Source organism: Corynebacterium sp. ES2775-CONJ, assembly GCF_024814515.1.
Taxonomy (GTDB): domain Bacteria; phylum Actinomycetota; class Actinomycetes; order Mycobacteriales; family Mycobacteriaceae; genus Corynebacterium.
Window position 1 is genome coordinate 159,463 of record NZ_JANUXT010000004.1, and the last position, 22,416, is coordinate 181,878.

At 51.8% G+C, this 22,416-nt stretch carries 16 protein-coding genes; 7 read left to right on the forward strand and 9 right to left on the reverse strand.

Features of this window, described 5'->3' with window-relative positions; translation table 11 throughout:
- Window positions 1-76: 76 nt before the first annotated feature.
- Both arsB and NXT01_RS06295 read right to left on the reverse strand, forming a co-directional pair.
- Window positions 77-1,120 (reverse strand): ACR3 family arsenite efflux transporter, encoded by a 1,044-nt coding sequence (gene arsB, locus NXT01_RS06290; protein ID WP_259078751.1) that lies wholly within the window; start codon window positions 1,118-1,120, stop codon window positions 77-79.
- Between the two features lie 9 nt (window positions 1,121-1,129).
- Window positions 1,130-1,525, reverse strand: a complete 396-nt coding sequence (locus NXT01_RS06295) for a low molecular weight phosphatase family protein (RefSeq protein WP_259078752.1) — start codon at window positions 1,523-1,525, stop codon at window positions 1,130-1,132.
- Window positions 1,526-1,713: 188 nt separating this feature from the next.
- On the opposite strand from NXT01_RS06295, the gene NXT01_RS06300 reads away from it, so the two are divergent.
- A complete protein-coding gene (locus tag NXT01_RS06300; RefSeq protein ID WP_259078753.1) occupies window positions 1,714-3,471 on the forward strand; it encodes a pyruvate dehydrogenase in 1,758 nt (585 codons plus the stop codon).
- A gap of 600 nt (window positions 3,472-4,071) precedes the next feature.
- Here the strand turns inward: NXT01_RS06300 and NXT01_RS06305 are convergent.
- The 4 genes from NXT01_RS06305 to NXT01_RS06320 form a co-directional block, all read right to left on the reverse strand.
- On the reverse strand, window positions 4,072-4,581 hold the full coding sequence (locus tag NXT01_RS06305) for a YceI family protein (protein WP_259078754.1): 510 nt from the start codon (window positions 4,579-4,581) through the stop codon (window positions 4,072-4,074).
- A gap of 164 nt (window positions 4,582-4,745) precedes the next feature.
- A complete protein-coding gene (locus tag NXT01_RS06310; RefSeq protein WP_259078755.1) occupies window positions 4,746-5,252 on the reverse strand; it encodes a phosphoribosyltransferase in 507 nt (168 codons plus the stop codon).
- Between the two features lie 17 nt (window positions 5,253-5,269).
- On the reverse strand, window positions 5,270-5,746 hold the full coding sequence (locus NXT01_RS06315) for a GNAT family N-acetyltransferase (RefSeq protein ID WP_259078756.1): 477 nt from the start codon (window positions 5,744-5,746) through the stop codon (window positions 5,270-5,272).
- An 80-nt stretch (window positions 5,747-5,826) separates the two neighbouring features.
- Window positions 5,827-7,197 (reverse strand): FAD-dependent oxidoreductase, encoded by a 1,371-nt coding sequence (locus NXT01_RS06320; protein WP_259078757.1) that lies wholly within the window; start codon window positions 7,195-7,197, stop codon window positions 5,827-5,829.
- Window positions 7,198-7,762: 565 nt separating this feature from the next.
- On the opposite strand from NXT01_RS06320, the gene pta reads away from it, so the two are divergent.
- Window positions 7,763-9,130 carry a phosphate acetyltransferase gene (pta, locus tag NXT01_RS06325; RefSeq protein WP_259078758.1) on the forward strand — a complete coding sequence of 456 codons (1,368 nt, stop codon included), beginning with the start codon at window positions 7,763-7,765 and terminating at the stop codon, window positions 9,128-9,130.
- A 13-nt stretch (window positions 9,131-9,143) separates the two neighbouring features.
- Window positions 9,144-10,346, forward strand: a complete 1,203-nt coding sequence (locus NXT01_RS06330; RefSeq protein WP_259078759.1) for an acetate kinase — start codon at window positions 9,144-9,146, stop codon at window positions 10,344-10,346.
- A 49-nt stretch (window positions 10,347-10,395) separates the two neighbouring features.
- Here the strand turns inward: NXT01_RS06330 and NXT01_RS06335 are convergent, their stop codons facing one another.
- From NXT01_RS06335 to NXT01_RS06345, 3 genes are read right to left on the reverse strand one after another with little or no spacing between them, the layout of a single operon-like run.
- Window positions 10,396-12,645: a tetratricopeptide repeat protein gene (locus tag NXT01_RS06335; RefSeq protein ID WP_396124757.1), complete on the reverse strand. Its 2,250-nt coding sequence runs from the start codon at window positions 12,643-12,645 to the stop codon at window positions 10,396-10,398.
- Window positions 12,645-13,652 carry a glutamate ABC transporter substrate-binding protein gene (locus tag NXT01_RS06340; protein ID WP_259078760.1) on the reverse strand — a complete coding sequence of 336 codons (1,008 nt, stop codon included), beginning with the start codon at window positions 13,650-13,652 and terminating at the stop codon, window positions 12,645-12,647. The genes NXT01_RS06335 and NXT01_RS06340 overlap by 1 nt, the downstream gene beginning before the upstream one ends.
- Entirely contained in the window at window positions 13,652-15,022 is a 1,371-nt protein-coding gene (locus NXT01_RS06345; protein ID WP_259078761.1) for a phenol hydroxylase, read from the reverse strand. Before NXT01_RS06345 ends, NXT01_RS06340 begins: the two co-directional genes overlap by 1 nt.
- Before the next feature lie 942 nt (window positions 15,023-15,964).
- Here NXT01_RS06345 and NXT01_RS06350 point away from each other — a divergent pair.
- The 4 genes from NXT01_RS06350 to NXT01_RS06365 all read left to right on the forward strand — a co-directional run bounded on the left by NXT01_RS06350 (window position 15,965) and on the right by NXT01_RS06365 (window position 22,404).
- On the forward strand, window positions 15,965-17,560 hold the full coding sequence (locus NXT01_RS06350) for a hypothetical protein (RefSeq protein ID WP_259078762.1): 1,596 nt from the start codon (window positions 15,965-15,967) through the stop codon (window positions 17,558-17,560).
- Between the two features lie 1,795 nt (window positions 17,561-19,355).
- Window positions 19,356-20,297 carry an ABC transporter ATP-binding protein gene (locus NXT01_RS06355; protein ID WP_259079000.1) on the forward strand — a complete coding sequence of 314 codons (942 nt, stop codon included), beginning with the start codon at window positions 19,356-19,358 and terminating at the stop codon, window positions 20,295-20,297.
- Between the two features lie 6 nt (window positions 20,298-20,303).
- Window positions 20,304-21,071, forward strand: a complete 768-nt coding sequence (locus NXT01_RS06360) for a multidrug ABC transporter permease (RefSeq protein WP_396124764.1) — start codon at window positions 20,304-20,306, stop codon at window positions 21,069-21,071.
- A 163-nt stretch (window positions 21,072-21,234) separates the two neighbouring features.
- On the forward strand, window positions 21,235-22,404 hold the full coding sequence (locus tag NXT01_RS06365) for a multidrug effflux MFS transporter (protein WP_259078764.1): 1,170 nt from the start codon (window positions 21,235-21,237) through the stop codon (window positions 22,402-22,404).
- Window positions 22,405-22,416 lie beyond the last annotated feature (12 nt).

Here is a 22,416-nt window from a genome sequence, read left to right on the forward strand (position 1 = left end):
GAGCAGAATCCCTTTGACGCATCAGACGCCCCCGAGGTGGGGGCGTCTGATGCGTCGACACGTGCTGTGATGCTTATTATTTGTTCCCAAAGAGTTTCGGTGCGATCCACCGCGCCACATAGACAAGACCTACGAGAACTGGGATCTCAATAAGTGGACCAATCGTTCCTGCTAGCGCTTCAGGGGAGCTGGCCCCAAAAGTTCCGATCGCTACCGCGATGGCCAGTTCGAAATTATTGCCCGTGGCAGTAAACGCCACTGAGGCCGATTGCTGATAATTCATCCCCACCGACCATGACACGATCAGGCCAATGAAAAACATGCACAAAAAATAACTCAGCAAGGGCAAGGCCACACGTGCGACGGTACTTGGGTTGGCCAAGATTGCATCGCCCTGGAGTGAGAAGAGCACCACAATGGTATAAAGCAAGCCTATAAGTGCTAGCGGTGAAATACGTGGCAGGAAGCGTTCTTCGTACCAAGTTCGGCTTTTTAACTTCTCGCCCACAATCCGACTGAGCAGTCCCAGAATCAAAGGAATTCCTAGGAAGATCAGAACCGAACGCGCAATATCTGTAAAAGAGAAGTTTACGCTCTTGGTATCGAGGTTGAGCCAGGTAGGAAGCACCTCGAGATAGAACCATCCCAAAATTGAGAACATAAGGAGCTGAAAAACAGAATTAATCGCTACTAAAATTGCCGTCGCCTCGCGGTCTGCACAAGCCAAGTCAGACCACACCAGGACCATGGCGATACACCGAGCTAAGCCCACGATGATGACACCAGTTCGCAACTGGGGCAAATCGCTGAGGAAAAGCCACGCAAAGGCAAACATCACCGCCGGCCCAATGATCCAGTTGAGAACCAGCGAAATAATCATCAGCCGTTTGTCTTTGATCAGTGCTTGGGCTTTGTCGTACCGCACCTTCGCCAGGGGTGGGTACATCATGACGATCAGCCCCACTGCTATGGGGAGCGAAACATGGGATATTTCCAGAGCCGTCAGGTATGTCTGCACACCAGGGATAAGCTGTCCAATAGCCAACCCCAGCGCCATAGCAATGAGTATCCATATGGCCAAGAAGCGATCTAAAAATGATAGGCGCGGGGGAGAAGTCATCGTCGTCATTTATGCAGTAATCCGCTCGATGAGGTTGATCACGCGACGTTCTATGTCGGCCATAATCTCTCTGACTTTATCTTCGGATTGGTGAGCTGGATCGTCGACTGGCCAATCTTCGTAAGTCTTGCCTGGATATACTGGGCAGCTTTCACCGCAGCCCATCGTGATCACCCAATCAGATTCAGCGATGGTATCAGCGGTGAGCAGTCGGGGAGCGGTGGTGTGCGCACCCAGACCGCGCGCCTTCAATACCTCGCTTACGAGTGGGTGAATATCATCGGCTGGTGTTGTGCCAGCACTCAGGACGCGGATTTTTGTGCCTGCGTGATATCCGGCGAGAGCCGCGGCCATTTGGGAGCGGCCGGCGTTGTGGCGGCAGGCGAAGAGGACTGTGGGTGTCATGGAGGTCCTTATCTAAAGGGTATGCAAATTGCACTCTAAAGCTACCAGAGGAGGGTGGCGTCTAGGCCGCCGGTGATGTGAATAAAACCTTAGTGATAACCTCGGTGATAACCTCAGTGATAAGAGTACCTTCACACTCGCCCAGTGCCCCGTGTTTCCTTAGGAATTCTTAGAGTAGGATAGTTGACATGTCTATGAACTATGCTGAGCAACTTGTCCAAACACTAGAAGAAAACGGCGTCGAACGGATATACGGGATTGTTGGCGACAGCCTGAACCCGGTCGTCGATGCCATCAAGACGAGCTCCATAGAGTGGGTACACGTACGCAATGAGGAAGCCGCTGCTTTCGCTGCCGGAGCAGAATCATTAGCAACAGGCAAACTAGCTGTATGCGCAGCTTCTTGCGGGCCTGGTAATACCCATCTTATCCAAGGTCTTTATGATTCTCACCGGAACGGGGCTAAGGTACTTGCGATTGCTAGCCATATCCCCAGCCAGCTCATAGGGTCCGATTTCTTCCAGGAGACCCACCCTGAGCAGATCTTTGCTGAATGCTCAGGCTACTGCGAGATGGCCAATTCCGCTGAACAAGCCGCGAAGATCTTGCACCACGCCCTGCAATCTACGCTCGCTGGCAATGGAGTCTCCGTCCTCGTTCTACCTGGCGATATCGCCTCTGAGGACGCTGTTGACGTCCCAGAACTGCGTTCTAATCTCACCGTCAATCCCCCAGTAGTGATGCCCAATCCGGCGGACCTGACACGCCTAGCCGAGGCCATTAACAAGGCGGAAAAGGTTACATTATTCGGTGGCGCCGGCTGTAAGAACGCTCGGGAGCAGGTCCTTGCACTTGCCGAAAAAATCAAAGCACCATTAGGTCACGCCTACGGTGGCAAGGAATACCTGCATTACGATAACCCCTTCGACGTGGGCATGTCAGGCCTTCTAGGCTACGGCGCCTGCAATGATGCATTTGACGGCGCGGATTTACTCATTCTTCTTGGTACGGACTTTCCGTATTCCGACTTCCTCCCGCGCGATACCGAGACCGCGCAGATCGACATTGATGGCTCCCATATTGGCCGACGTACGGAGGTATCTATCGGGGTGGTCGGTGACGTTGCAGCAACCATCGAGGCTCTTCTCCCACTTATCACCGTCAAGACCGATCGTTCCTTCTTAGACGATATGCTGGTGCGCCAAGAAAAGAATCTGCGCCACGTCATCGAGGCCTATACTCAGGGCACTCGGCAAACCACGCCCATACACCCCGAATATCTCACTGATATCTTGGATTCCGTCGCAGATGTGGATGCGATCTTCACGGCCGATACTGGTATGTGCAATGTATGGCACGCCCGCTATATCAACCCCACGGGTAAACGTCAGCTGATTGCCTCCCTACGGCACGGCACCATGGCCAACGCACTCTCCCAAGCAATCGGGGCCCAAAAAGCAGATATGCACCGCCAGGTTGTGGCCATGTGTGGCGACGGCGGCTTATCAATGCTTCTTGGCGAGTTGATCACGGTACATAATTATGATCTGCCCATTAAGACGATTGTGTACAATAACTCCAGCTTGGGCATGGTAAAACTCGAAATGCTCGTCCAAGGTTTGCCAGACTTCGCCACCGACCATGAGCATATCAATTATGCTGATATCGCCCAGGCTATTGGCATCAAGTCTTTCCGCGTGGAAAAGCCAGAAGATATTGAGCCTGTCCTTCGTAAGGCACTGGCATATAACGGACCCGTTCTTGTTGATGTGGTCACCGACCCCAACGCTCTCTCGATCCCGCCCGAGATTTCCCTCGAGCAGGTGGCAGGCTTTACTCGCGCAGCTACTCGCACCGTCTTGGAGGGCGGCGTGGGCAAAATGTTCGATCTAGCGAAGTCGAATCTGCGCAATATTCCGCGACCAAGTGGTTTTAAGGGTCTGTAAAGATCCACAATCCAACCCAGTTCACTGAGTTATCTGTGAACTGGGTTTTTCATGTGGTCATGGTACTCACCGCACGATTGATACGAGTGCCCTCCTCTTAGGTACTCATTCCCGAATATATGTGTTCGATCACTACAAGGGTTATATCTTTAGTCCCACTACGGGCGATTATGCGGCCAGAACTCTATGCTCTTGCAGTGCTCGGATAAGAATAAAGCTCCGCTATCAGCATTATTGCCCAGCGTAGTTACCCGGTCCCGTTGCCCGGCGACATCCCCTACAACCAGCACGAAATATTGGCCCTAAGGTATAAAGTAACGGCCCCTCTGTGCCTTTGGTTTTTGGGCTTTTGTTTTTGTTCATAGATGCGGCACATGGTCACCGGGATATAGTGGCTATTGCTGGGAAGATACAGATCGTACCTGAAATAGGAGTCTAAGAGAGAAGAACCTTAAAAAGTGGAAGGTGAAATACGAAAGTCACTGCCGGTTTGCTTACTTGAGTTCGCTCATCGGGGAACTGTCACACCTTCGCGGCAAGCACCCCTAGATAGAAAGAGACCAGGTTGTAGAGGCTACAACCTGGTCTCTTTGAAGTTATTTAGTCGTCCTGGAGAGCGGAACCGTCTACGCTGATCTTAACCTTCTCAGAGATAAGCACGCCGCCAGAGTTCAACGGCGCCTGGAAATCGATACCGAAGTCCTTGCGGTTGATGGTGGCCTTGGCCTCGACGCCGAGGCGGGTGGCGCCCCATGGATCTTCAACTGGGCCAGAGAGCTCGACATCGAAAGTGACAGGCTTAGTGGTGCCCTTAATGGTGAGGTCACCGGTCACGGTGCCTCCTTCAGCGTTGAGGTCGAAGGAGGTCGCTGTGAACGTAATCTCAGGGAACTGCTCTACATTGAAGAAGTCCTCGCCCTTAACGTGAGCATCGCGATCATCGTTACCGGTATTAAAGGAAGCGGCTTTGATGGTCGCTTGTGCAGTCTTGGCCTCAGGATCAAAGGTAGCCTCGAATTCGGTGAATTTGCCGGGCACCTTAGTAACCATTGCGTGGCGAACCTCGAAACCAATGGTGGTATGTGCTGGGTCGAAGGTATATGCGCTCATGAAAGTGAACTCCTTAAATATAGTGAAATTAAAAGTTTTTCAATGACCTAAGCGGCCACTGATGACCACTATACATAAAAGGTGACGTGTCCACAATATTTTGGTGAAGAATCACCAATTTTTATTCATGGCGCATATATGACCAGCTCAGCGACTCAATAAATTTAAGATACCCGCTTCTGAACTGGGGGCTTATCAGACCACGGGAAGACGATCCACTCATTCGTGTGCTTCCACACATAATCTGGCATCACTTCGGTGCGGTCCTTGGCATAAATACATGCGGTCTTAACCTCAGCACCCTGCTCCTTGAGGAGTTTGATAACCAAATTGAGAGTACGACCTGAATCAGCCACGTCATCAACCACGAGAAGCCGCCTGCCGCTGATCGAGGAGGTATCGAGCATGGGCTCTAAGAGAATAGGATCGGGCAACGTGGTGTTAACGTCGGTATAAAATTCCACATTGATAGCGTCAGAAAGCTTCACGCCCAGGGAATAGCTGAGTGCACCAGCGGGTACTAAGCCGCCACGTGCCACTGCGATAATAATCTCGGGATCGAAATCGGAATCGGCAATGGTCTGCGCTAGCTCGCGGCTAGCGGTACCAAAACCTTCCCAAGTTAAGATTTCCTTAGTGTCCAGATCGAGGGAGTCTGCGTGGTATGCCATATTCTTACCTTAATCAATCAGTGGGATAAATGCCGAGTATGCTCAAAAGCGCTCTGCGGGGTTGAGGAGAGTGTCACCAGAGCTGCAGAATTGGAATCTAAATCTTTAAAACCTAGCTCGGCATATATGTCTACGTCATCGGCGAGCGTCTGGGTCACTATTTCGCGCTGGGGGTCCTGCTCGTAACAAAAACGCAAACTATGCGCCAAAAGATCGGAAAGTATGTGGCCACCACGATAGGCCGTGCCCACTATGACGTGATCGAGGCGGAAGTGGTTGTCGGCGGAGCTAATGCGAACGGCGCCAGCGAGTACGGTCTTGTCATTAATGCGTTCGTAGCACCTAAGATGGGCAGTACTGCCTAGCGTGTCGCGATCATCGATGATGGGGGCTAAGGCCAAGGAAGCTGGCTGATCCGCACGGAGTTGGTAGATCTCGTGTAATTCCAGAGCGCTTAAACGCTGCAGCGGATCAACGGCAAAAAAGAATGTCATAGCCATAGAGTGTAGAACATGAGATGGCTAACTAAAATCCCCCGACCTTTCTTGATTTGAAGAGGTCGGGGGATGAACTATTAGGATTGAGCGTCGAAACGCGCATGGGAGACCATATCATCCCATTCCACGATTTTCTTACGCTCGCGGCCTTCCTTTTCACCCAATTCGCGCTCAGCGGCGTCGACCCGGTGCCAGCCATCCCACGTGGTGTAGGTAAGCCCCTTAGCCTCTAAGAATTCGATAATATGATGCAATTCGGGTTTCTGGGTCGGTGCCAGCTGCCCCGCCTTCCAATCACTCAACAACATCTGGGTGGTTTCTTTGGCGTCTGACTTGGTATTGCCAATGAGGCCCACAGGCCCACGCTTAATCCAGCCGGTGGCATAAAGTCCAGGAATCGGCTGGTTGTGGGCGTCGAGAATATGGCCACCATCATTGGGGATCACCGCTTTATCGTGATCGAAAGGAATATCAGCAACAGCATCAGAACGATAACCCACCGCCCGGTAGACAGCCTGCATAGGCCACACCTTGAAAGTGCCCGTCCCTACCACATTTCCAGAGCCGTCTAACTGAGTACGCTCCGTTTTTAGGCCCACAACCTTCCCATCGTCGCCGATGATCTCGACTGGGGACTCAAAGAAGTGAATAAAGAGCTTATGAGGGGCGTTCTTGGGCTCCCGCATGGCATATTGCTCGAGGGTCTGGCACACCAGATCTTGCGATTTCGATTCACGACGCGCTTTCTCGCTCGCAGCATCGTAGTCAATATCCTCAGGATCTACGACTACTTCAATAGTCGGGGAGTGGTCGAGCTCCTTGAGCTCCAATGGAGTAAATTTCGCCTGTGCGGGTCCCCGACGTCCGAATACGTGTACCTCGGTGGCTTTATTAGATTTCAGTGCTTCGTAAACATTATCGGGAATCTCGGTGACGTGAAGTTCTTCGCCCGTTTTAGCCAAGATACGAGCCACATCTAGGCCGACGTTACCTACCCCAATCACGCCTACTTGCTGAGCACTAAGATCCCAATCGCGGGCAAATTCGGGATTGCCATCGTAGAAGCCCACGAATTCCGCCGCCCCATGGGAACCCTCGAGATCCTGCCCTGGAATATCAAGGTCGCGGTCTGCTACGGCGCCAGTGGAGAAGATCAGAGCATCATAGAATTCCTTTAATTCCGCAACGCTGACGGTTTTTCCAATGTCAATATTGCCGATAAAGCGCAGCTGTGGCTTCTCCATAACCGCGTGCAAAGATTTCACGATGCCTTTAATACGAGGGTGATCAGGAGCCACACCATAGCGGATCAAGCCAAAGGGAGTGGGCATCCGCTCGAAAAGGTCGACGGCTACCTCAAGGCCAGATTTCATTAATAGATCAGAGGCGTAGATGCCAGCGGGGCCGGCGCCAATTACGGCAACACGGAGGGGGCGAGAATTAGTCATAGAGTCGATATATCCTTGTATTATTTCTAGCTTTGCGATCGCACAAGAATACTAGCAGTCTTGGCCACAGATCGAAATAGCCAAAGAGAACCATTCCTTCAAGCTAGATATGCCACTAACACTCCTCCGAGCCAACTTCATCCCGCCGAGCCCAGTAGGATCCCGCACGGCCCAAATGCATCGTGGCGAGCCTAGCCACGTGTTGCCCAGCTTTGCTCAGCCTTGCCCGGACTCTCCCACTCTTGCCCGTTCACGTCCATTCTCGCGCTTCCTCGCGATTTCTCGCTTAAGGTGTCAGCTATCTCCAATGGAAGGATTTCAGCGGTGCCGAAGGAACTAACCCCGAATAAGGTTAGTAGGAAAATAATTCCCATAGCGTAAAGGGAAAGGATTTCTGCTCTTTGTCCACTTTATGTGCCAATATGTAGGGCAATTGGGACTTTTGAAGCGGTGAATATTTCTGTGTTGTCGCTGGTATATGCGCTAAGCTGTGAGGGATGGCTCACAGCAGTAAATGGTGTGACGAGTTCTCGTATTTAAACCCATATAGAAGGGACACCTGAAGGTGACACATACAACCCGCTCCGTTGTCATTAGCGCCCTAGGACGCCAGATCGACACAGCTGATCTTGAGCACTTCGCCCAGATATTGGGCCTCGATATCCAGCCGCTCGTCGTGGCCGACCCCACCATCACGGGGGTTTTGTCCACCCGACCTGAATCACCCGTGGTCTATCAGGGCACGGGAAGTATTGATTTCGACGCCCGAGCGGCAGCAGCGCTCGGAGTGCCACTTATCATCCAGGCTGCTGAATTGGGCGTCAGTGCAGAACTAGCACGCGCCGAAGCCAAAGTGCTGGGGGCACATATCGTCGATATCCTAGGCCCTGGTAGCTCTCTAGAATCCGCCCTCCCCGCCCTGCACGAAGCTCAGGTCGAGCCGGTTATGTCGGCTGAGGTTTTCGAGTTCTGGCTGCTCGATCGCGCCCGCCAAGCTAGGGCCCATATCATCCTGCCCGAAGGTGACGATGACCGGATTTTGCTCGCTGCCGATCAGTTACTGGCCCAGGATATCTGTGAGTTGACCATTCTCGGTAATCCTGCGGCTATTACTGCTCGGGCTACAGAGCTGGGTTTGAATATCAGCGCCGCGCACCTGTCGGATCCTTCGAACGATCCCCACGCAGAAGAATTCGCCCAAGAGTTCTATGAGTTGCGTAAGGCCAAGGGCATGACGATTGAAAAGGCCCGGGAAACCATGCAGGATATTTCCTATTACGCCACCATGATGATCCACAAGGGTCTTGCCGATGGCATGGTATCGGGTGCCGCGCATACCACCGCCCACACCATCAAACCTTCTTTCCAGATCATCAAAACCCAACCAGGCACCTCCGTGGTTTCATCGATCTTCCTCATGGTGATGCGCAACCGACTGTGGGCTTTTGGTGACTGCGCCGTCAACCCCAACCCCACCGCTGCACAGCTCGCCGAAATTGCCGCCGTCTCAGCGCGAACCGCTGCGCAATTCGGTATCGACCCGAGGGTCGCCATCCTTTCGTATTCCACCGGTACTTCAGGTTCCGGCCCTGACGTTGATCGTGCCACCGAGGCAACTCGCATCGCGCACCAGAACCACCCCGATATTCTTATCGACGGCCCCCTTCAATTTGATGCAGCCGTCGACCGCGGAGTGGCTGAGAAGAAAATGCCCAATTCCAAGGTTGCAGGTCAAGCCAATGTCTTTATCTTCCCCGATCTAGAGGCCGGAAATATTGGCTACAAAACCGCCCAACGCACCGGCCATGCCCTCGCGGTTGGCCCTATCCTGCAGGGATTAAATAAACCTGTGAATGATCTTTCTCGTGGTGCTACCGTGGCAGATATTGTCAATACTGTAGCGATCACCGCTATCCAAGCCGCCGCTTTATAAGGAGTTTTACATCATGGCCCTCGTACTCGTTCTCAATTCGGGATCGTCCTCGATCAAATTCCAGCTAGTCGATCCTGCCCAAGATGTATCCGCGGCCCCATTTGCCAGCGGACTAGTGGAGCAAATCGGTGAGGAATTAGGGCGCATTACCCTAAAATTCCAGGGAGAAAAACACATTGTGGAAGCCCCCGTTCCCGATCATTCTACCGGCCTCGATATGGCCTTCGCGCTGATGACTAAGCACGGTTGTGGGCCTAAGGATGTGGAACTCAAGGCGGTTGGGCACCGGCTCGTCCACGGCGGCACGCTGTTTAGCCACCCGGTAGTGATCACCGATGAGATCCTCGAGAAGGTTTACGATTTGATCCCCTTGGCGCCACTGCATAACCCTGCCAATATCGACGGTATCGTGGTGGCGCGCAAACTGCTTGACACTGTTCCTCATATTGCAGTATTTGATACTGGCTTCTTCGCCGCTATGCCTGCCAGTGCAGCGCTCTATGCCATCGAGCTTGAGACCGCAGAGAAATATGGCGTCCGCCGCTATGGTTTCCACGGCACCAGCCACGAATTCATCTCCAGGCAAGTTACAGGTTTGCTAGACAAACCCGCTGCCGAGATTAATCAGATCACTTTGCACCTCGGTAATGGCGCCTCCTGCGCAGCTATTAAGGGCGGCCAACCCATCGATACCTCGATGGGGCTGACCCCGCTCGCAGGATTGGTCATGGGTACCCGCTCAGGTGACATTGATCCAGGCATCGTATTCCACCTGCACCGTACTGCTGGTATGAGCATTGACGAGATCGATGTCCTGCTGAACAAGAAATCCGGTGTGAAGGGTATTTCGGGGGTTAATGATTTCCGTGAGCTGCACCAGCTCATCGCTCGCGGTGATGAAAAAGCTTGGTTGGCCTATGAGATCTATATTCACCAACTGCGACGTTATATCGGTAGCTATATGATTCAACTGGGCCGCGTCGATGCCATCACTTTCACCGCCGGCGTAGGAGAGAACGACGCTATTGTGCGTGCTGATGCGCTGAAAGATCTTGAGGTCTATGGCATAAAGATTGATCCTGATCGAAACGCTGTGCGCGCTGAGGAGCCGACCGTGATCTCCACCGATGATTCAGCGGTCAAAGTTTTCGTTGTTCCCACCAACGAGGAGCTTGCGATTGCTCGCTACTCAAGTGAGCTCGCTGGTCTCGATTAAAAAAATAAAAGCCAATACAAGCCTTAGTGGAATAGCCACTAAGGCTTTTTTAAAACCACGTACGTGGCCGAACTTTGTTAGCCATATCGACCAGCTGATAGCGATATTTCGCGCTCGGTGCCACTCGAGCCTGCACACGTAGAGATTTTGCCAAGCCCACCCGCAACCCCTTTTGACTAAAGGGGTACTCAAATAAATCGGTGGTAACAGCGGATTCCTCTAAATTGCTGCTGCGTAACCAGTTCAGTGCTGCATGGAGAATCACAATCTTCAGCTGCAAAAAACGCGGCTCATTCGTAGGAATCCCCTCCAAACGTCGAGCAGCTCTTCTAATGCGCTGCTCGTTCGGTTTCAAGGAGACGAGGTACACAATACTTGTCAATAGGGCCATACGATGGTGTATTGACGCAGGCGGTACCTCATCGAGTGCCTTCACAGCCATATCTATCTGTTTTTCGGCGAGCAATTGGCGCGCCAATCCGAAGGCCGAGCTCACCGTGGTGGGATTCGTAGCCCATACCAGCGCATAGAGATAAATAGCCTTAAAGCGCAATACTTCAGGTTTCGCCGTAAGCTTATTCCACAAACCAGCAAATTCACTCACCGCTGTCCCTTGAAGGCTTGCAGCTTCCAGCGCGAGATCTGGGCTCAACAAGGGTGACTCGGACAGCCCTTTTTGCTGGAGGATTAATTCGCTAACTACAGCGCGCGCCAGCTTAGGTGCAACCTCACCGGGCAGAATACTAAACACCCTGTTAAAAGCGTCTTGGGCATGAGTAAAATCTTCAAGTAAGAGCCGAGTGACACCCGAATACCACTGGAAACGCCATTCGGTTCCCAATTCTTCCTCTAATTCCCCCAGCCATTCTTTGGCTTGCTGTGTAAAACCGAGATCAAGGAGACTGCGCACGATGCCGAGAGGGATTTCCTTTGACCCGCCAAATTCCTCTAATTGCAAGGCTCCGCGCATGGTTTCGAGCGCCTCCGAGGGTTCTGCATAATTTGATCCAGCGATCATGGTCGCGCCGGGATCATCGCGATCGAGGAGTGGAATATGCAGAGCTGCCACGACTTCAGCGGGCGTTATTGACGCATTCCGCACTGTTCCATCGAGGAGCTGATCAGTTTTAAAAACCGTGTGCTTGGTACCAAACGTGGAACGCTGCGGGGAGAAGAGTGAGTGCTGCGCCGGGTATTGCAGCGATTTGTGGATCGCTAAATATTCCCGCAATACTCCATACAGCTGAGTTTCCATTTCGTGGACTGAACTAAAGCGAGCTGCCGGATCGGGAGCTAGAGCGCGCTGCAGGAGCCGGTAATAGCTCAAATAATGGGCAAAGAGAGGCTCCTCATCAGGAGTAGGAAGTCCTAGAGTGTAGTGGCCGTTATCAACAGGTAAGTGAACGGTCAACGCAGCGAGGGTACGTCCGATGGTATAAATATCGCTAGCCACACTCGGACCTTGGGTGGCTACCTCGGGGGCTTGAAAACCCTTGGTGCCAAAAATATAGCCAAAGGCGCCGATACCAGAAACCGCCCCAAGGTCGATCAACTTGACTTGATCCTCGGTGACGACGATATTATCGGGCTTCAAATCGTTATAGACAACCCCGCGGGCATGCAAATAGGACAGCGCCGGTAGAATCTCCAGAATATAGCCGATAGCTATATCGAGCGGGAAGAGCCCGTTATATTGGGAGCTGCGTAGGGCCTTGAGGCTGGGTCCAGGCACGAATTCCATGACGATAAAGCCACCGTCGATACGCGGGTCGTCGATAAAGTTGTAGGCCTTAACAATCACCGGGTGGGTAATATCTGCAAGGAATTCCCGCTCCGCTACAGCCGCCGCATAATCTCGGGGATTATCGCGGCTGACAATACTCTTGAGCACCACCACACGCCCGGTGATATTGCGGTCCTTGGCCAGATAGATCCACCCCATACCGCCACGCTCTAATACGCCGAGTACCTCATACTGGTCGCCCACCACATCGCCGGGCCCCAGCACGGGGCTCTGGTGGTCTTTCCACGCATCAGAAGTGAGAAATTCCGTTTCCTTAATGGGTACAAAGGGCAAATACACCATGCCGTTGGCAACCGCGCGCGCCCCCCTGGTAGCTGCACGGCGTTTGCGAAAGGTTGAAAGCGCTTCCTGGTGTGAGCGTACCGAAGGATCATCTATAGCAGGAGTAGCGGTGGTCAAGGAGAAGCTAGTGCCCTCAGTATCATCAGCAAAGGGATCGAAGGGGACCGCCGAGGTAGCAACCTCGGGATGCATACGTTCACTATGAGTATCCATTATTCCTCCTCTCGATACCGTGGTGCAGGTAGCGCTATCTGTGGTAAATAGGCACCCAACCACTTATTATATGAACGCTGCCACGTGCCATCGGCTCGAATGCGCTCGAGGGTGACATTAACCTGACGTACCAATCCCGACGTGTTGCGACGATAATCTGACTGTCCAATCGCCACCGCGTAATCCTGCCTGTTGAGGTTGTCTCCGACAATGGCTGTAAAGGGGTCTTGGGCAGCCATTCCTGACAAAATAGTATCGTCAGTGATAATCGCCGCTACCTGATCTTGCTGCAGGGCCACTAGGCAATCAGCACTTGTTTGAGTGATGAGTAGATGGGTTTGAGGAGCCTCCAACCGTACAAAGGCCGCTCCCGTAGAATTCTCTGTGACACAGGCAGTGCCCCCTGCTAAATCTTCAAGAGAACTGATGCCCGAGGATTTATCGACCAGCATTCGGGTGTATCCGGCGAAATAGGGAATAGAGAACTCTACTTCGTTTTCTCGCTCTTGAGTGATAGAAATCGTACGCATCGCAATATCAACTGCTTCCGTATGCAAAGCATCTTCCCAGTTTGTGGCGTTAATATAGCGGAACTCAATGCGATTAGGGTCACCGAAAATATCTCGAGCTATCTCACGGGCGATATCTACTTCGAAGCCTTCCAGCGTGCCAGTCGTAGGGTCTCGAAAACTCAAAAGATTGTGAGCTTGGTCGACGCCGACGATTAACCGACCGCGGCGGACAATCAATGGCACCCGCTCCTTGGGACTTAAAGCATCAGGGCGGAGGGATCCGCGATTCTCTACACTGCGAAATTCGTGGGCCTTCTGGGCTCCCGCATCTTCTTTGACCGCTTTGTGGGGTAGCGGCATAATCGCCTCGGTCCTAGGGCTGGCGATCAGCGGAGGGTTGGCTGGTGATGCCTGGCAGCCGCTCGTCACGCCCATCACAGCCATGCACGCACCGAGACCGCAGCGTAGTGGGTTAAGGGCAAAAGGATTCTTCATCAGAGATATTCCTGTAAACGAGGGCGTATTCCCATCCAGATACTCACAACCGCTAGGAGGGAGAGGACGAGTGTGACTGCCGAAACGGAGGCCGAGGCCGCGATGCCTCGATTGATATAGTCGCGCATCTGGCTTCGTGAATCATCGATGAGAGTCGCTAGAGCTGTATCCAATTCCTGATAAGGATGACTCGAGGAAGCAGCGGCGGTAAGTTTTTGTGCCTGATCATAATCCCCAGCATTGAGGAGGGTGACTAATTGTTGGTGAGAACGAGACCATCGATCAAGGAGTTCATGAGCATCACTGCTTTTACTCTGCGGAAAAAGGTCTAAAGTGGCATTGATATCGCTGATCGTGGTGTCAAAATTCTTCGTCGAGTTCACCAACGATTGACGCCAAACTAAAGCGAGCATCTCCGAACCACGCGTTTGTTGGGCCGCAATTCTAGCCTCGATGACCTCCGATAGGGGCTGAGAAGCCTGAGTATAGGACTGATTTCCCGCCTGAAAAGTAAGAGCGGCTGAGGAAATCACCCACGCATTAGCAATTAATAGCAAGAAGGTGGCCGCTACCATACCCCGGTTCAAACGCCTGTTACTCACACTTGACAGCCACAATTGGGTGAGAATGAGTGCGATGAGAGCAACCAATAAGCCTATGAGGGGAATCCACAGGGGTTGGGTCAGCGTTGTCTGTTGCTGGTGGACGTTCTCACTGGTAAGTGCATAAAGACGAGCAGCATTGGGAAGCATATGTTCGCGCATTAGCGTAGACGCCTCGGACATATACGCCACGCCAACTGGATTGCCTTGGCGATTATTAGCCCACGCAGTTTCCACCAACCCGGTATAGATGGGTAAATGCTCGGATAGACGAGTAATCAATCTCATCTCTTCGCCAGTTGGGTCGGTAATTCCATTGGCGGTAACCGCTATATCTCGGGCTGCTTGCTGATACGCCAACTGATAGTCATCGCGATTGGAGTTGGAATCGACCCCAGCCAAGACGAAGCCGGAGCTCGCCGCCGTATTCGCCGCCGCCAAATTGGAGTACAGAGACTGTGCTAGATAGCTCACAGGTTCGGTGGTGGTAATTAAGTGATCGAGGTCGCTGCGACGCTGCGCAGCGGATTGACTCATGAACATCCCTGTACCGACCACCACAATGCTCAGCACAAGCATGAGGGCGGTCATGCGTCCCGGGGTCGTTTTCAGAAAGCTCCATCCGTGTTGGATGAGCGCCTTGGGATAGTTGATATAGTCATGCCAAAACTCTTGGTAGACACTGCGGTGGTGAGATGTCTCTTCCAACCACTCATCCTGAATATTCTCAGGCACTATCTGCGGCGAATTCTGTTCTGTGTGCGTCACGGCATTATCGCATCCCTCATCGAGCTCTCTGGGAATTAAGTATATAGGTGTCAAGCTGATACCGAGCTACGAAGTGCTGGTGTGAAGTAGGAGTTACGTTTATCACCGCCGTCGAGCGGGCCCCTTTAATTGTGAAAAACGAGTTATCTGGCATCTACCAGGGGGCTAACTACGGGCATAGATCCCTATTTCGTGATCCTGGGATTAACTGGAATCTGTAAAATTTTTGGTATCACGTAACTGCTCTGGGCTCTGCCCGTGAGAGCAGGGCGAAGGCCGGCACGTAGCTCACAAAGCGGGATACCACTGCCGAGGTTGAGACCCAGCCCATAGCAAAGTTATTGGTGAAAAATCTGTTTATTCGGGTGATAAACGGTTCGCCAATGCAGGCGAGGGCCTTTATTGTCGGTGGAAGTCAGGACTGCGCACGGGGTTTATCTTCCGCTGGAGCTGATTAGGGTCACCGATCTCGGACGTAAAACAGAAGGTCTTCAGAGACGGGTAGAAGCCGAGTCTGGTAACTAATATCCCCAGTATTCCTTTGAAAAGGTGAGGGGCGTACACCGTTTTTGTCACGGATAATTACTAGATGGGCACCTAGGGTATTTGTAATTCTGTTTATTAGATTCGACCAGTATGCACCATTTATCTCTTTAGTGGCGATCGATAGCAGGATCCGAGGGGAATATAGGTTGAGACATTCAATCAGGTGTCGATTCGAGTAGGATATCGTGTCCACAGGCCCTTAGTTGCCGCAACTCACGGGAAAAAATTGAGCAGCGGAAACTAAGTTCGGTTATTAAAGAATTATGAAAAGGCATATTTTTAGAAAAATTCCTATTTTACTCCGCCCTTCAGGCTAGTGATAATCTCGTACACATATTGCCCAAAGCCGATCTAGAAAGATGCTATCGCTAGACCCGCTGTTTGAATGGAGACAAGATGCCTTTCCCTGATATTGATTCCAATACCTTTACCGCTTTGTTAGACATCCTTTACACTGACCAATACGGCGATTGGGAGGGTGCAAATCAGAAGAAACTTGACGAGTTAAATGATCAGCTTTACGAAGAGTTGGATCCTCAGCGCGAAGCCGAGGCAGAGTTGAAACAAGTGAAGGGTTATATCCACTCGCTGCAGGGTGAGATTGATAAGGTCAACGAAGATATCGAGTTAGCACGGGAGAAGATCGCACATCTGAAGATCAAAAAATCGCGGCTGAGAACTGAGTTTAATTTAGCTAAACGCGCTATGCGGGGCAGTCGCTACGAAGCTGAGCTAAAAACTGCAGGAAAGATGAGTACCTTTGTTAATACTGGATTAACAATCTGGCACTCCAGTAAAGCTCAGGAAATTGAGGAGGCTATCAATTCAATTGAATATAGTCTGGTCGATCTGAAAAATGCGATAGAACGGATGAGGGCTCAGCGGACGGATCTTAAGGAGGATCTTCGCGAGGCTAAAAAGGAGTGCACAGTAGCCAAGCGGGAGGCGGCGAAGGTTCCATTAAGTGCCAGGACCTTAGATAAAGAAATTGCTAAGTTTGTCGATGAATGGAAATCGCAACGACGGGCTTATCGCGAAGATCTTCGCCAATTGATTGAGCAGCGTCTCGATTCTCGTCTGGACCAGCGTCAGCAGATTGGGCAGCTGGAAGGCTTTATTGACGATTATGATGAGCTTAAACTGTCGTGGCAGCATATTTGGCAGCAAAAGCTCGCTAAGATTGAGGAAGCGTATAATCTTCCCGCGTTGATTAAGGCAGAGGAGGCTGGCGAAAGTCTCGCCGCACGTGCAGAGCAGAACGAGATCGAAGTGACCAGCGCATACCAAGACTTGAGAAGCGAAAAAGCTGAGCTCGAGGATATTCTCGCACAAGCAGAGAACAAAGAGATGGACTTGAGGAGTGCATTTTTTGGTAACAGGCTAGGCGTCCCAGCCGCGATAGCAACAGTGATTCTCGGTATTTTCGTTGTACTGATCGGTCCGTGGTCTCTGACGTTGACAGCGTTGGTTGTCATCCTTGGGGTCGCACTTTTGGTCTTAGTAGCCGCTTCCCTCATAACGGCTGTAGTGGTTAAAAATGCGGCGGATAGGGCACTCCAGCAGCTGCGAGAGGAATCTCGCGCTGAATTAAAGAATGTGGTTGCTAAACTCGATATGGTAGACGCGCAACTAGGCGAGGCAAAAGAACTCACTGTAGAGGCCCAAACCGAAAAATATGCGGCTGTGAAGAGCCTTCGTGCTGCCCGCGAGAAAGTCGAACGAGAAGTGAGAACAACTTATGGAATTCCCTACCCGGAGAGGAGAACACCTAACTTTCCTGTTGAGGCCGATAAAAAACAGCTAGAGATCTGCTTGGATCAAATCCGCTCCGATTTCTTCGGCCAGGTTCTCAATGATATAAATGAGCCACTTTCGGTTGATTACTCAACTTTCACTCCCAACGCCAACAGTGTTAGTCAGACTCCACTGGCACAGGATGCGTTCAACGAGTGGGTGGGAGCTAATGCTCATTATCCTTGGTGGACAGCGTAACGTTAGATCACCGCTTTTCCGTCGGAAGGGTAGCGCAGTTGGGCCCACAAAACCTTAGGTGGACAAGGGTAATTAGCTACCCTATGACTAAGTCGAAAAGGACAGGACACAAAGAGCAAGTCATGCAATGCTAAACATCGGGCACCTAAATATCCAGGTTGTTAGCCCTGGATATATTTATCAAGTATGAGTAGAGAGGCTTCCACGTGGTTAATCCGAATTGGATTGGTGAAGTCTCCTCGCTGCATAACGGTGAATTAGGGCCTACCAGCTTTCGTTAATGAGAGATCAAAAGGGTTTGCAGTTAGGGCAGACATCGGACTCGGGGTGTAGGTGCTGAACCCAATCGTATTCTCGGGAGAGCATATTAGTTTGCTTCTGTATGGAGATCCCTGAAACGTGGCGACGGCTGTCGCCGCACTACTAACTTTTTGGTCAATCGGGCTTTTACCTACGAGGTGCACAGCGGATTCATCATTGGGATATGTTGGGGTGTGCAAGGACTCTGGGTTTTCTAAGGTAGTCCAACGAGGATGCCAGAAACTCTGTATCCGAGGCTGATGGATCGATGAAGAATAAATCGCTGTGCTTAGGTGATCGAAAGCTGAGTGGTGGCGTTGATCTCGTTACTGATCTCAGTTCCTTCGACAAGCTATGTAGTTAAAGCTGTAGCTTTGACTTCTTTGCTCGTCAGGATGCCCAACGGTGATCGATGTTGAAGGTCGCTGTCGGTAGAGTTTTAATCGCTGCAGTAACTGTTTGGGGAGTGTCCTGAGGTTGCGGGGAGATTTTGTATGTCATGCTGTTTCTAGACTAGACGGATATTGTGGCACCCACTACCTTTCCGGCCATAGGCAGAATCAAAAGATGGCACGGAACTCTTCCAAGCACCTGCTGAACTTTTCCCAGCGACGAGTACCTCTCCCATTTCCCTGGCCTTGAACTGATCTGCGGCTACCATGATATCCTCATAATTCGCTGCGATATAGATACGTCACACAAATCGTCGTTGACTCGGCGATTTCAGAAAATCCTTTTCGGTCGCCACAGTGGATACTGGGGACTCCGATGAACCTATCGTTTGCAATTTCGGTACCTAACGATGGCCAGTGTAGAGCCACCTTCAGCAGCAGGTATTCAATAACCCCAGAATGCGCTTGATGGCCTCTGTATTCATACTTTGCGACCATGTGGATAGATTTGTCGAGAATATGCTTGTTGTCTGAGAAATTCGACTTCAGGGATGGTGAGAGAAGTTTATAGTGTAAAAGTCACAAAATTGGTGACGTTACCACGCAACAACTTTAGCTAGCTTTGAACCGGTGACTGTGCTGATCATATCCGGCTCTAGCCCCCTCTAGTCGTTAACTCCAAATCGGAATCTGTTTCTCGTAGAGCGCTACTCCCCGATTTAATTGTCTTAAATTCCCACAGCGATCTCAGCGGTTTTCTATCACCATTTTCCGGATCAACAACTCCCTGGGCGTCTTCGCATTTCTTTCGCGGCACGACATCCGTCGTCGCGCATCCACCCTCGTAGCTAAGTTTCGACCCTTCTTAACACGATTGCTGACTCCTCCCTCCACAGGCAGGTAAGGACAGAATCTCTTGGCTTGTGCGAGGAGGCAGTACAACTGAGTGGATCGTCATTTCCCTGAATGCCGAGGTCTTATTCCCCACATTGGCGCCCAGGCGCTAGAATTATTCCCTTGATAAAGGTCGCACACCGCACCTATCCCCCGCCTTTTGAGGGGAGTTGGGACGCGGTGCGCGAGAGTATGAAAGAATGGCAAGAATGATTGAAGTTCGCGGATTAACCAAAAAATATGGTGATGTCCTTGCTGTCGACGATTTATCCTTCGACGTCCAGCCGGGGATCATAACCGGCTTTCTCGGACCCAACGGTGCCGGTAAATCCACCACAATGCGGATGATCCTCGGGCTTGATAATCCCACCTCGGGCTCCGCGCTGATAAATGGTAAGCCCTACCGGTCTATGAGGAACCCCTTGGGGACTGTCGGTGCGCTTCTCGACGCTAAGGCTGTGCACCCCAATCGTTCGGCCTATAATCACCTCAAGTGGATCGCCCAAGCGAATGGTATTCCTACTGCACGCGTTCAAGAGGTCCTCGATATTGTGGGCCTGGGTGGCGTGGCGAAGAAAAAAGCCGGCGGTTTTTCCCTAGGTATGGGGCAGCGCCTGGGCCTTGCCGGGGCACTCCTGGGTGACCCCGAGATTCTAATTCTTGATGAGCCTGTTAACGGTCTCGACCCCGAGGGCATCCACTGGGTACGCGAATTATTGCGTTCGCTTGCTGCGCAGGGACGTTCCGTTCTGGTGTCTTCGCACTTACTCAGCGAGATGGCACAAACCGCCGATCACCTCATTGTCATTGGCAAGGGTAAATTGGTCGCGGATCAATCTACCTATGACTTTATTAAGAGCCACTCCGCAGCCTCAGTGAAAATTCGCACCGAACGCAGCGAGGAATTTGCTTCCAATCTCGATGAGGAGGGAATCAAATATATGCAAAGCAAGGACGAAGAAGGTCGCGATATCTTCCTGGTTCCAGATCAGACTACCGACTATATCGGTGCTGTGGCTTTTTCCTACGGGCACCTCATCCAGGAACTCACCCAGCAGCGGGCATCCCTGGAAGAAGCATTTATGGGCATGACGGGCGACGCTGTGCAGTATCAGTCCACCGTGACCGTTCAGCAAACGGAAGGATCATAGGAAAAGATTATGCTCAAAACGATTTTTTCAGAGTGGACCAAACTAATAAGCACCAAAGCCATCTACTGGACTACTGCGCTCTTTTTTGCACTCTGTGCAGGAACAGCTGCGTTGATGGGGTGGAATACCGTCCCACAGCCACAACTATTTAATATTCCCATTCTCTACGCCAGCGCCGCAGTATTAGCTGTTAATACCTTTGGTTTATTCATCGTGAGTATCCAAGCAATTATGGTGTTTACCGCTGAGTACCGCCACAATTATGCCTCGGTCACCTTTGCCGCCACCCCGCAGCGCATCCAAGTGGTTGTAGCTAAGTGGCTCGTCTACAGCCTCTTTGCGGCTGTGATGACCTTTATCACCACTATCAGCTGTTTCTACATCGCCAAGTGGGCTGCGAGTGAAGAAGCGAGCAAAACGCTCATTGTGTGGTCGGATGATAATGCCCTTCGTCTCATGTGGGTATTGCCGTTAGTTATCGTTCTCATGGTGACCTTCTCACAGGGCGTTGCCCTTATCGTGCGCCAAACTGCGGGCGCGGTTGCGCTCATGTCGATGTGGATCCTTGCCTTGGAGAATATTGTGGGGCTGCTGCCGAAAATCGGTCCGTGGGTCGTTAAATACGGTCCCATGTCGAATATGCAGGCCTTTGTACAGCGCACGGATATTCAGGATATCGTGTGGGGCTACCAAGGTTCGGGTCTTTATTTTGCGGTATGGTCGCTCGCCATCCTCATCCTTGGCACCGTTATGGTGAAGCTGCGAGACGCCTAGTACGATTCGTAGCCCCAAACTCAGCCAGCCCCTTTTCCACCAGGGGCTGGCTTTATAATTTTGGTAGGGTACCCTTCCCTAGTATCAGCTGAGATTTACACAGGGTTATATAGAGATTCTCACTTCCAGCGGTATCCCTTCAACTTGAAAATTTGAGGCTTTGATGCAAAAAACGTCTACGATTTCTCTCGGTTTGCTGTTTGCCCTGGCACTATTAACAGCGTCAGGCCCCTTTTCTATTGACCTCTATTTGCCCGGGCTGCCCCAGGTGGCCGCGGAGCTGGCCACCTCAAAAGTGCAATGGACTCTCTCCTCCTTCATGCTTGGGATGGCTTGTGGTCAACTGGGTGTAGGAGCCCTAAGTGACACCTACGGCCGCAAGCGCTTTCTGATCGCCGGCGCTGGTATAGCCCTCGTTGCCGCTATAGGTTGTGCATTCGCCCCTTCCATTGGAATGCTTATCTCCGCCAGATTTTTCCAGGGTATCGGTGCCGGAATGTGCGTAGTCCTCGCCCGCTCTGTCATTCCTGATCTGATGGAAGGGGTTGCCGCCGCGAAGGCCTTTAGCTGGATGATGATCGTTGGTGGGATCGCACCCGCCCTGGCTCCCGTAGTAGGTGCCTTTCTTATCGATTTCATGTCGTGGCGCGGGATCTTCCTCGTGCTCGTGGCTATAGCCTTTCTACAAATGATGGTGGTTATTTTCTTCATACCCGAAACCCGACCCCCTAGTGCCCGCACACCCTTTAATATCAGCGCCTTCAGCGAAGTGGCGCGTAACCGAACTTTCCTCTTCTTCTGCGGGAGCTTTGCTCTCGGCTTTGGTACTCTTTTTAGCTATATCTCCAGCGCCTCCATCATTATCCAGCAGATCATGGGATATTCCCCTAAGATCTTCGCCTTGGTTTTTGCCATAAATTCCCTTGGCCTTATGTCAGGTGGCTTCATCAACACTAAATTGCTTGATCGCTATCCTCCGAGCTCAATTCTGCGAGGCGCCCTCGTGGTTGTGCTCCTCGCTGTGGGGGTTCTCAGCACTGCAGGATTGGTTAGGGCTCATCATTTTGTGCTTTTTGCAGCGCTGTTTTTCGCTATCGCTCCACTTTCGGTGGTGATGGGTAATGCCACGACCATCGCCCTCGGTGCGGTGCGTGCTCGAGCTGGTTCAGCCAGTGCGCTTTTAGGGTGCGGGCAATTTCTTATGGCAGGGCTTGTCTCCGCCATTGCGCCCCTTGGGAGCTATCCACCCGCTATGATGGTGGCGTCTATGGCGGTGTGTGCAACGGGAGCGTTGTGCCTATCTAGTTTGGGACGTCGCTCAATCAGCGCGTAATACCTACGTGCA

Bases quoted from the DNA above. Each gene is read 5' to 3' on its own strand.
- NXT01_RS06330 (WP_259078759.1), top strand. From the start codon at position 9,144: ATGGCCCTCGTACTCGTTCTCAATTCGGGATCGTCCTCGATCAAATTC.
- NXT01_RS06315 (WP_259078756.1), bottom strand. From the start codon at position 5,746: ATGACATTCTTTTTTGCCGTTGATCCGCTGCAGCGTTTAAGCGCTCTG.
- NXT01_RS06295 (WP_259078752.1), bottom strand. From the start codon at position 1,525: ATGACACCCACAGTCCTCTTCGCCTGCCGCCACAACGCCGGCCGCTCC.
- NXT01_RS06340 (WP_259078760.1), bottom strand. From the start codon at position 13,652: ATGAAGAATCCTTTTGCCCTTAACCCACTACGCTGCGGTCTCGGTGCG.
- NXT01_RS06320 (WP_259078757.1), bottom strand. From the start codon at position 7,197: ATGACTAATTCTCGCCCCCTCCGTGTTGCCGTAATTGGCGCCGGCCCC.
- NXT01_RS06365 (WP_259078764.1), top strand. From the start codon at position 21,235: ATGCAAAAAACGTCTACGATTTCTCTCGGTTTGCTGTTTGCCCTGGCA.
- NXT01_RS06300 (WP_259078753.1), top strand. From the start codon at position 1,714: ATGTCTATGAACTATGCTGAGCAACTTGTCCAAACACTAGAAGAAAAC.
- NXT01_RS06305 (WP_259078754.1), bottom strand. From the start codon at position 4,581: ATGAGCGCATATACCTTCGACCCAGCACATACCACCATTGGTTTCGAG.
- NXT01_RS06350 (WP_259078762.1), top strand. From the start codon at position 15,965: ATGCCTTTCCCTGATATTGATTCCAATACCTTTACCGCTTTGTTAGAC.
- NXT01_RS06310 (WP_259078755.1), bottom strand. From the start codon at position 5,252: ATGGCATACCACGCAGACTCCCTCGATCTGGACACTAAGGAAATCTTA.
- arsB (WP_259078751.1), bottom strand. From the start codon at position 1,120: ATGACTTCTCCCCCGCGCCTATCATTTTTAGATCGCTTCTTGGCCATA.
- NXT01_RS06355 (WP_259079000.1), top strand. From the start codon at position 19,356: ATGATTGAAGTTCGCGGATTAACCAAAAAATATGGTGATGTCCTTGCT.
- NXT01_RS06335 (WP_396124757.1), bottom strand. From the start codon at position 12,645: ATGGATACTCATAGTGAACGTATGCATCCCGAGGTTGCTACCTCGGCG.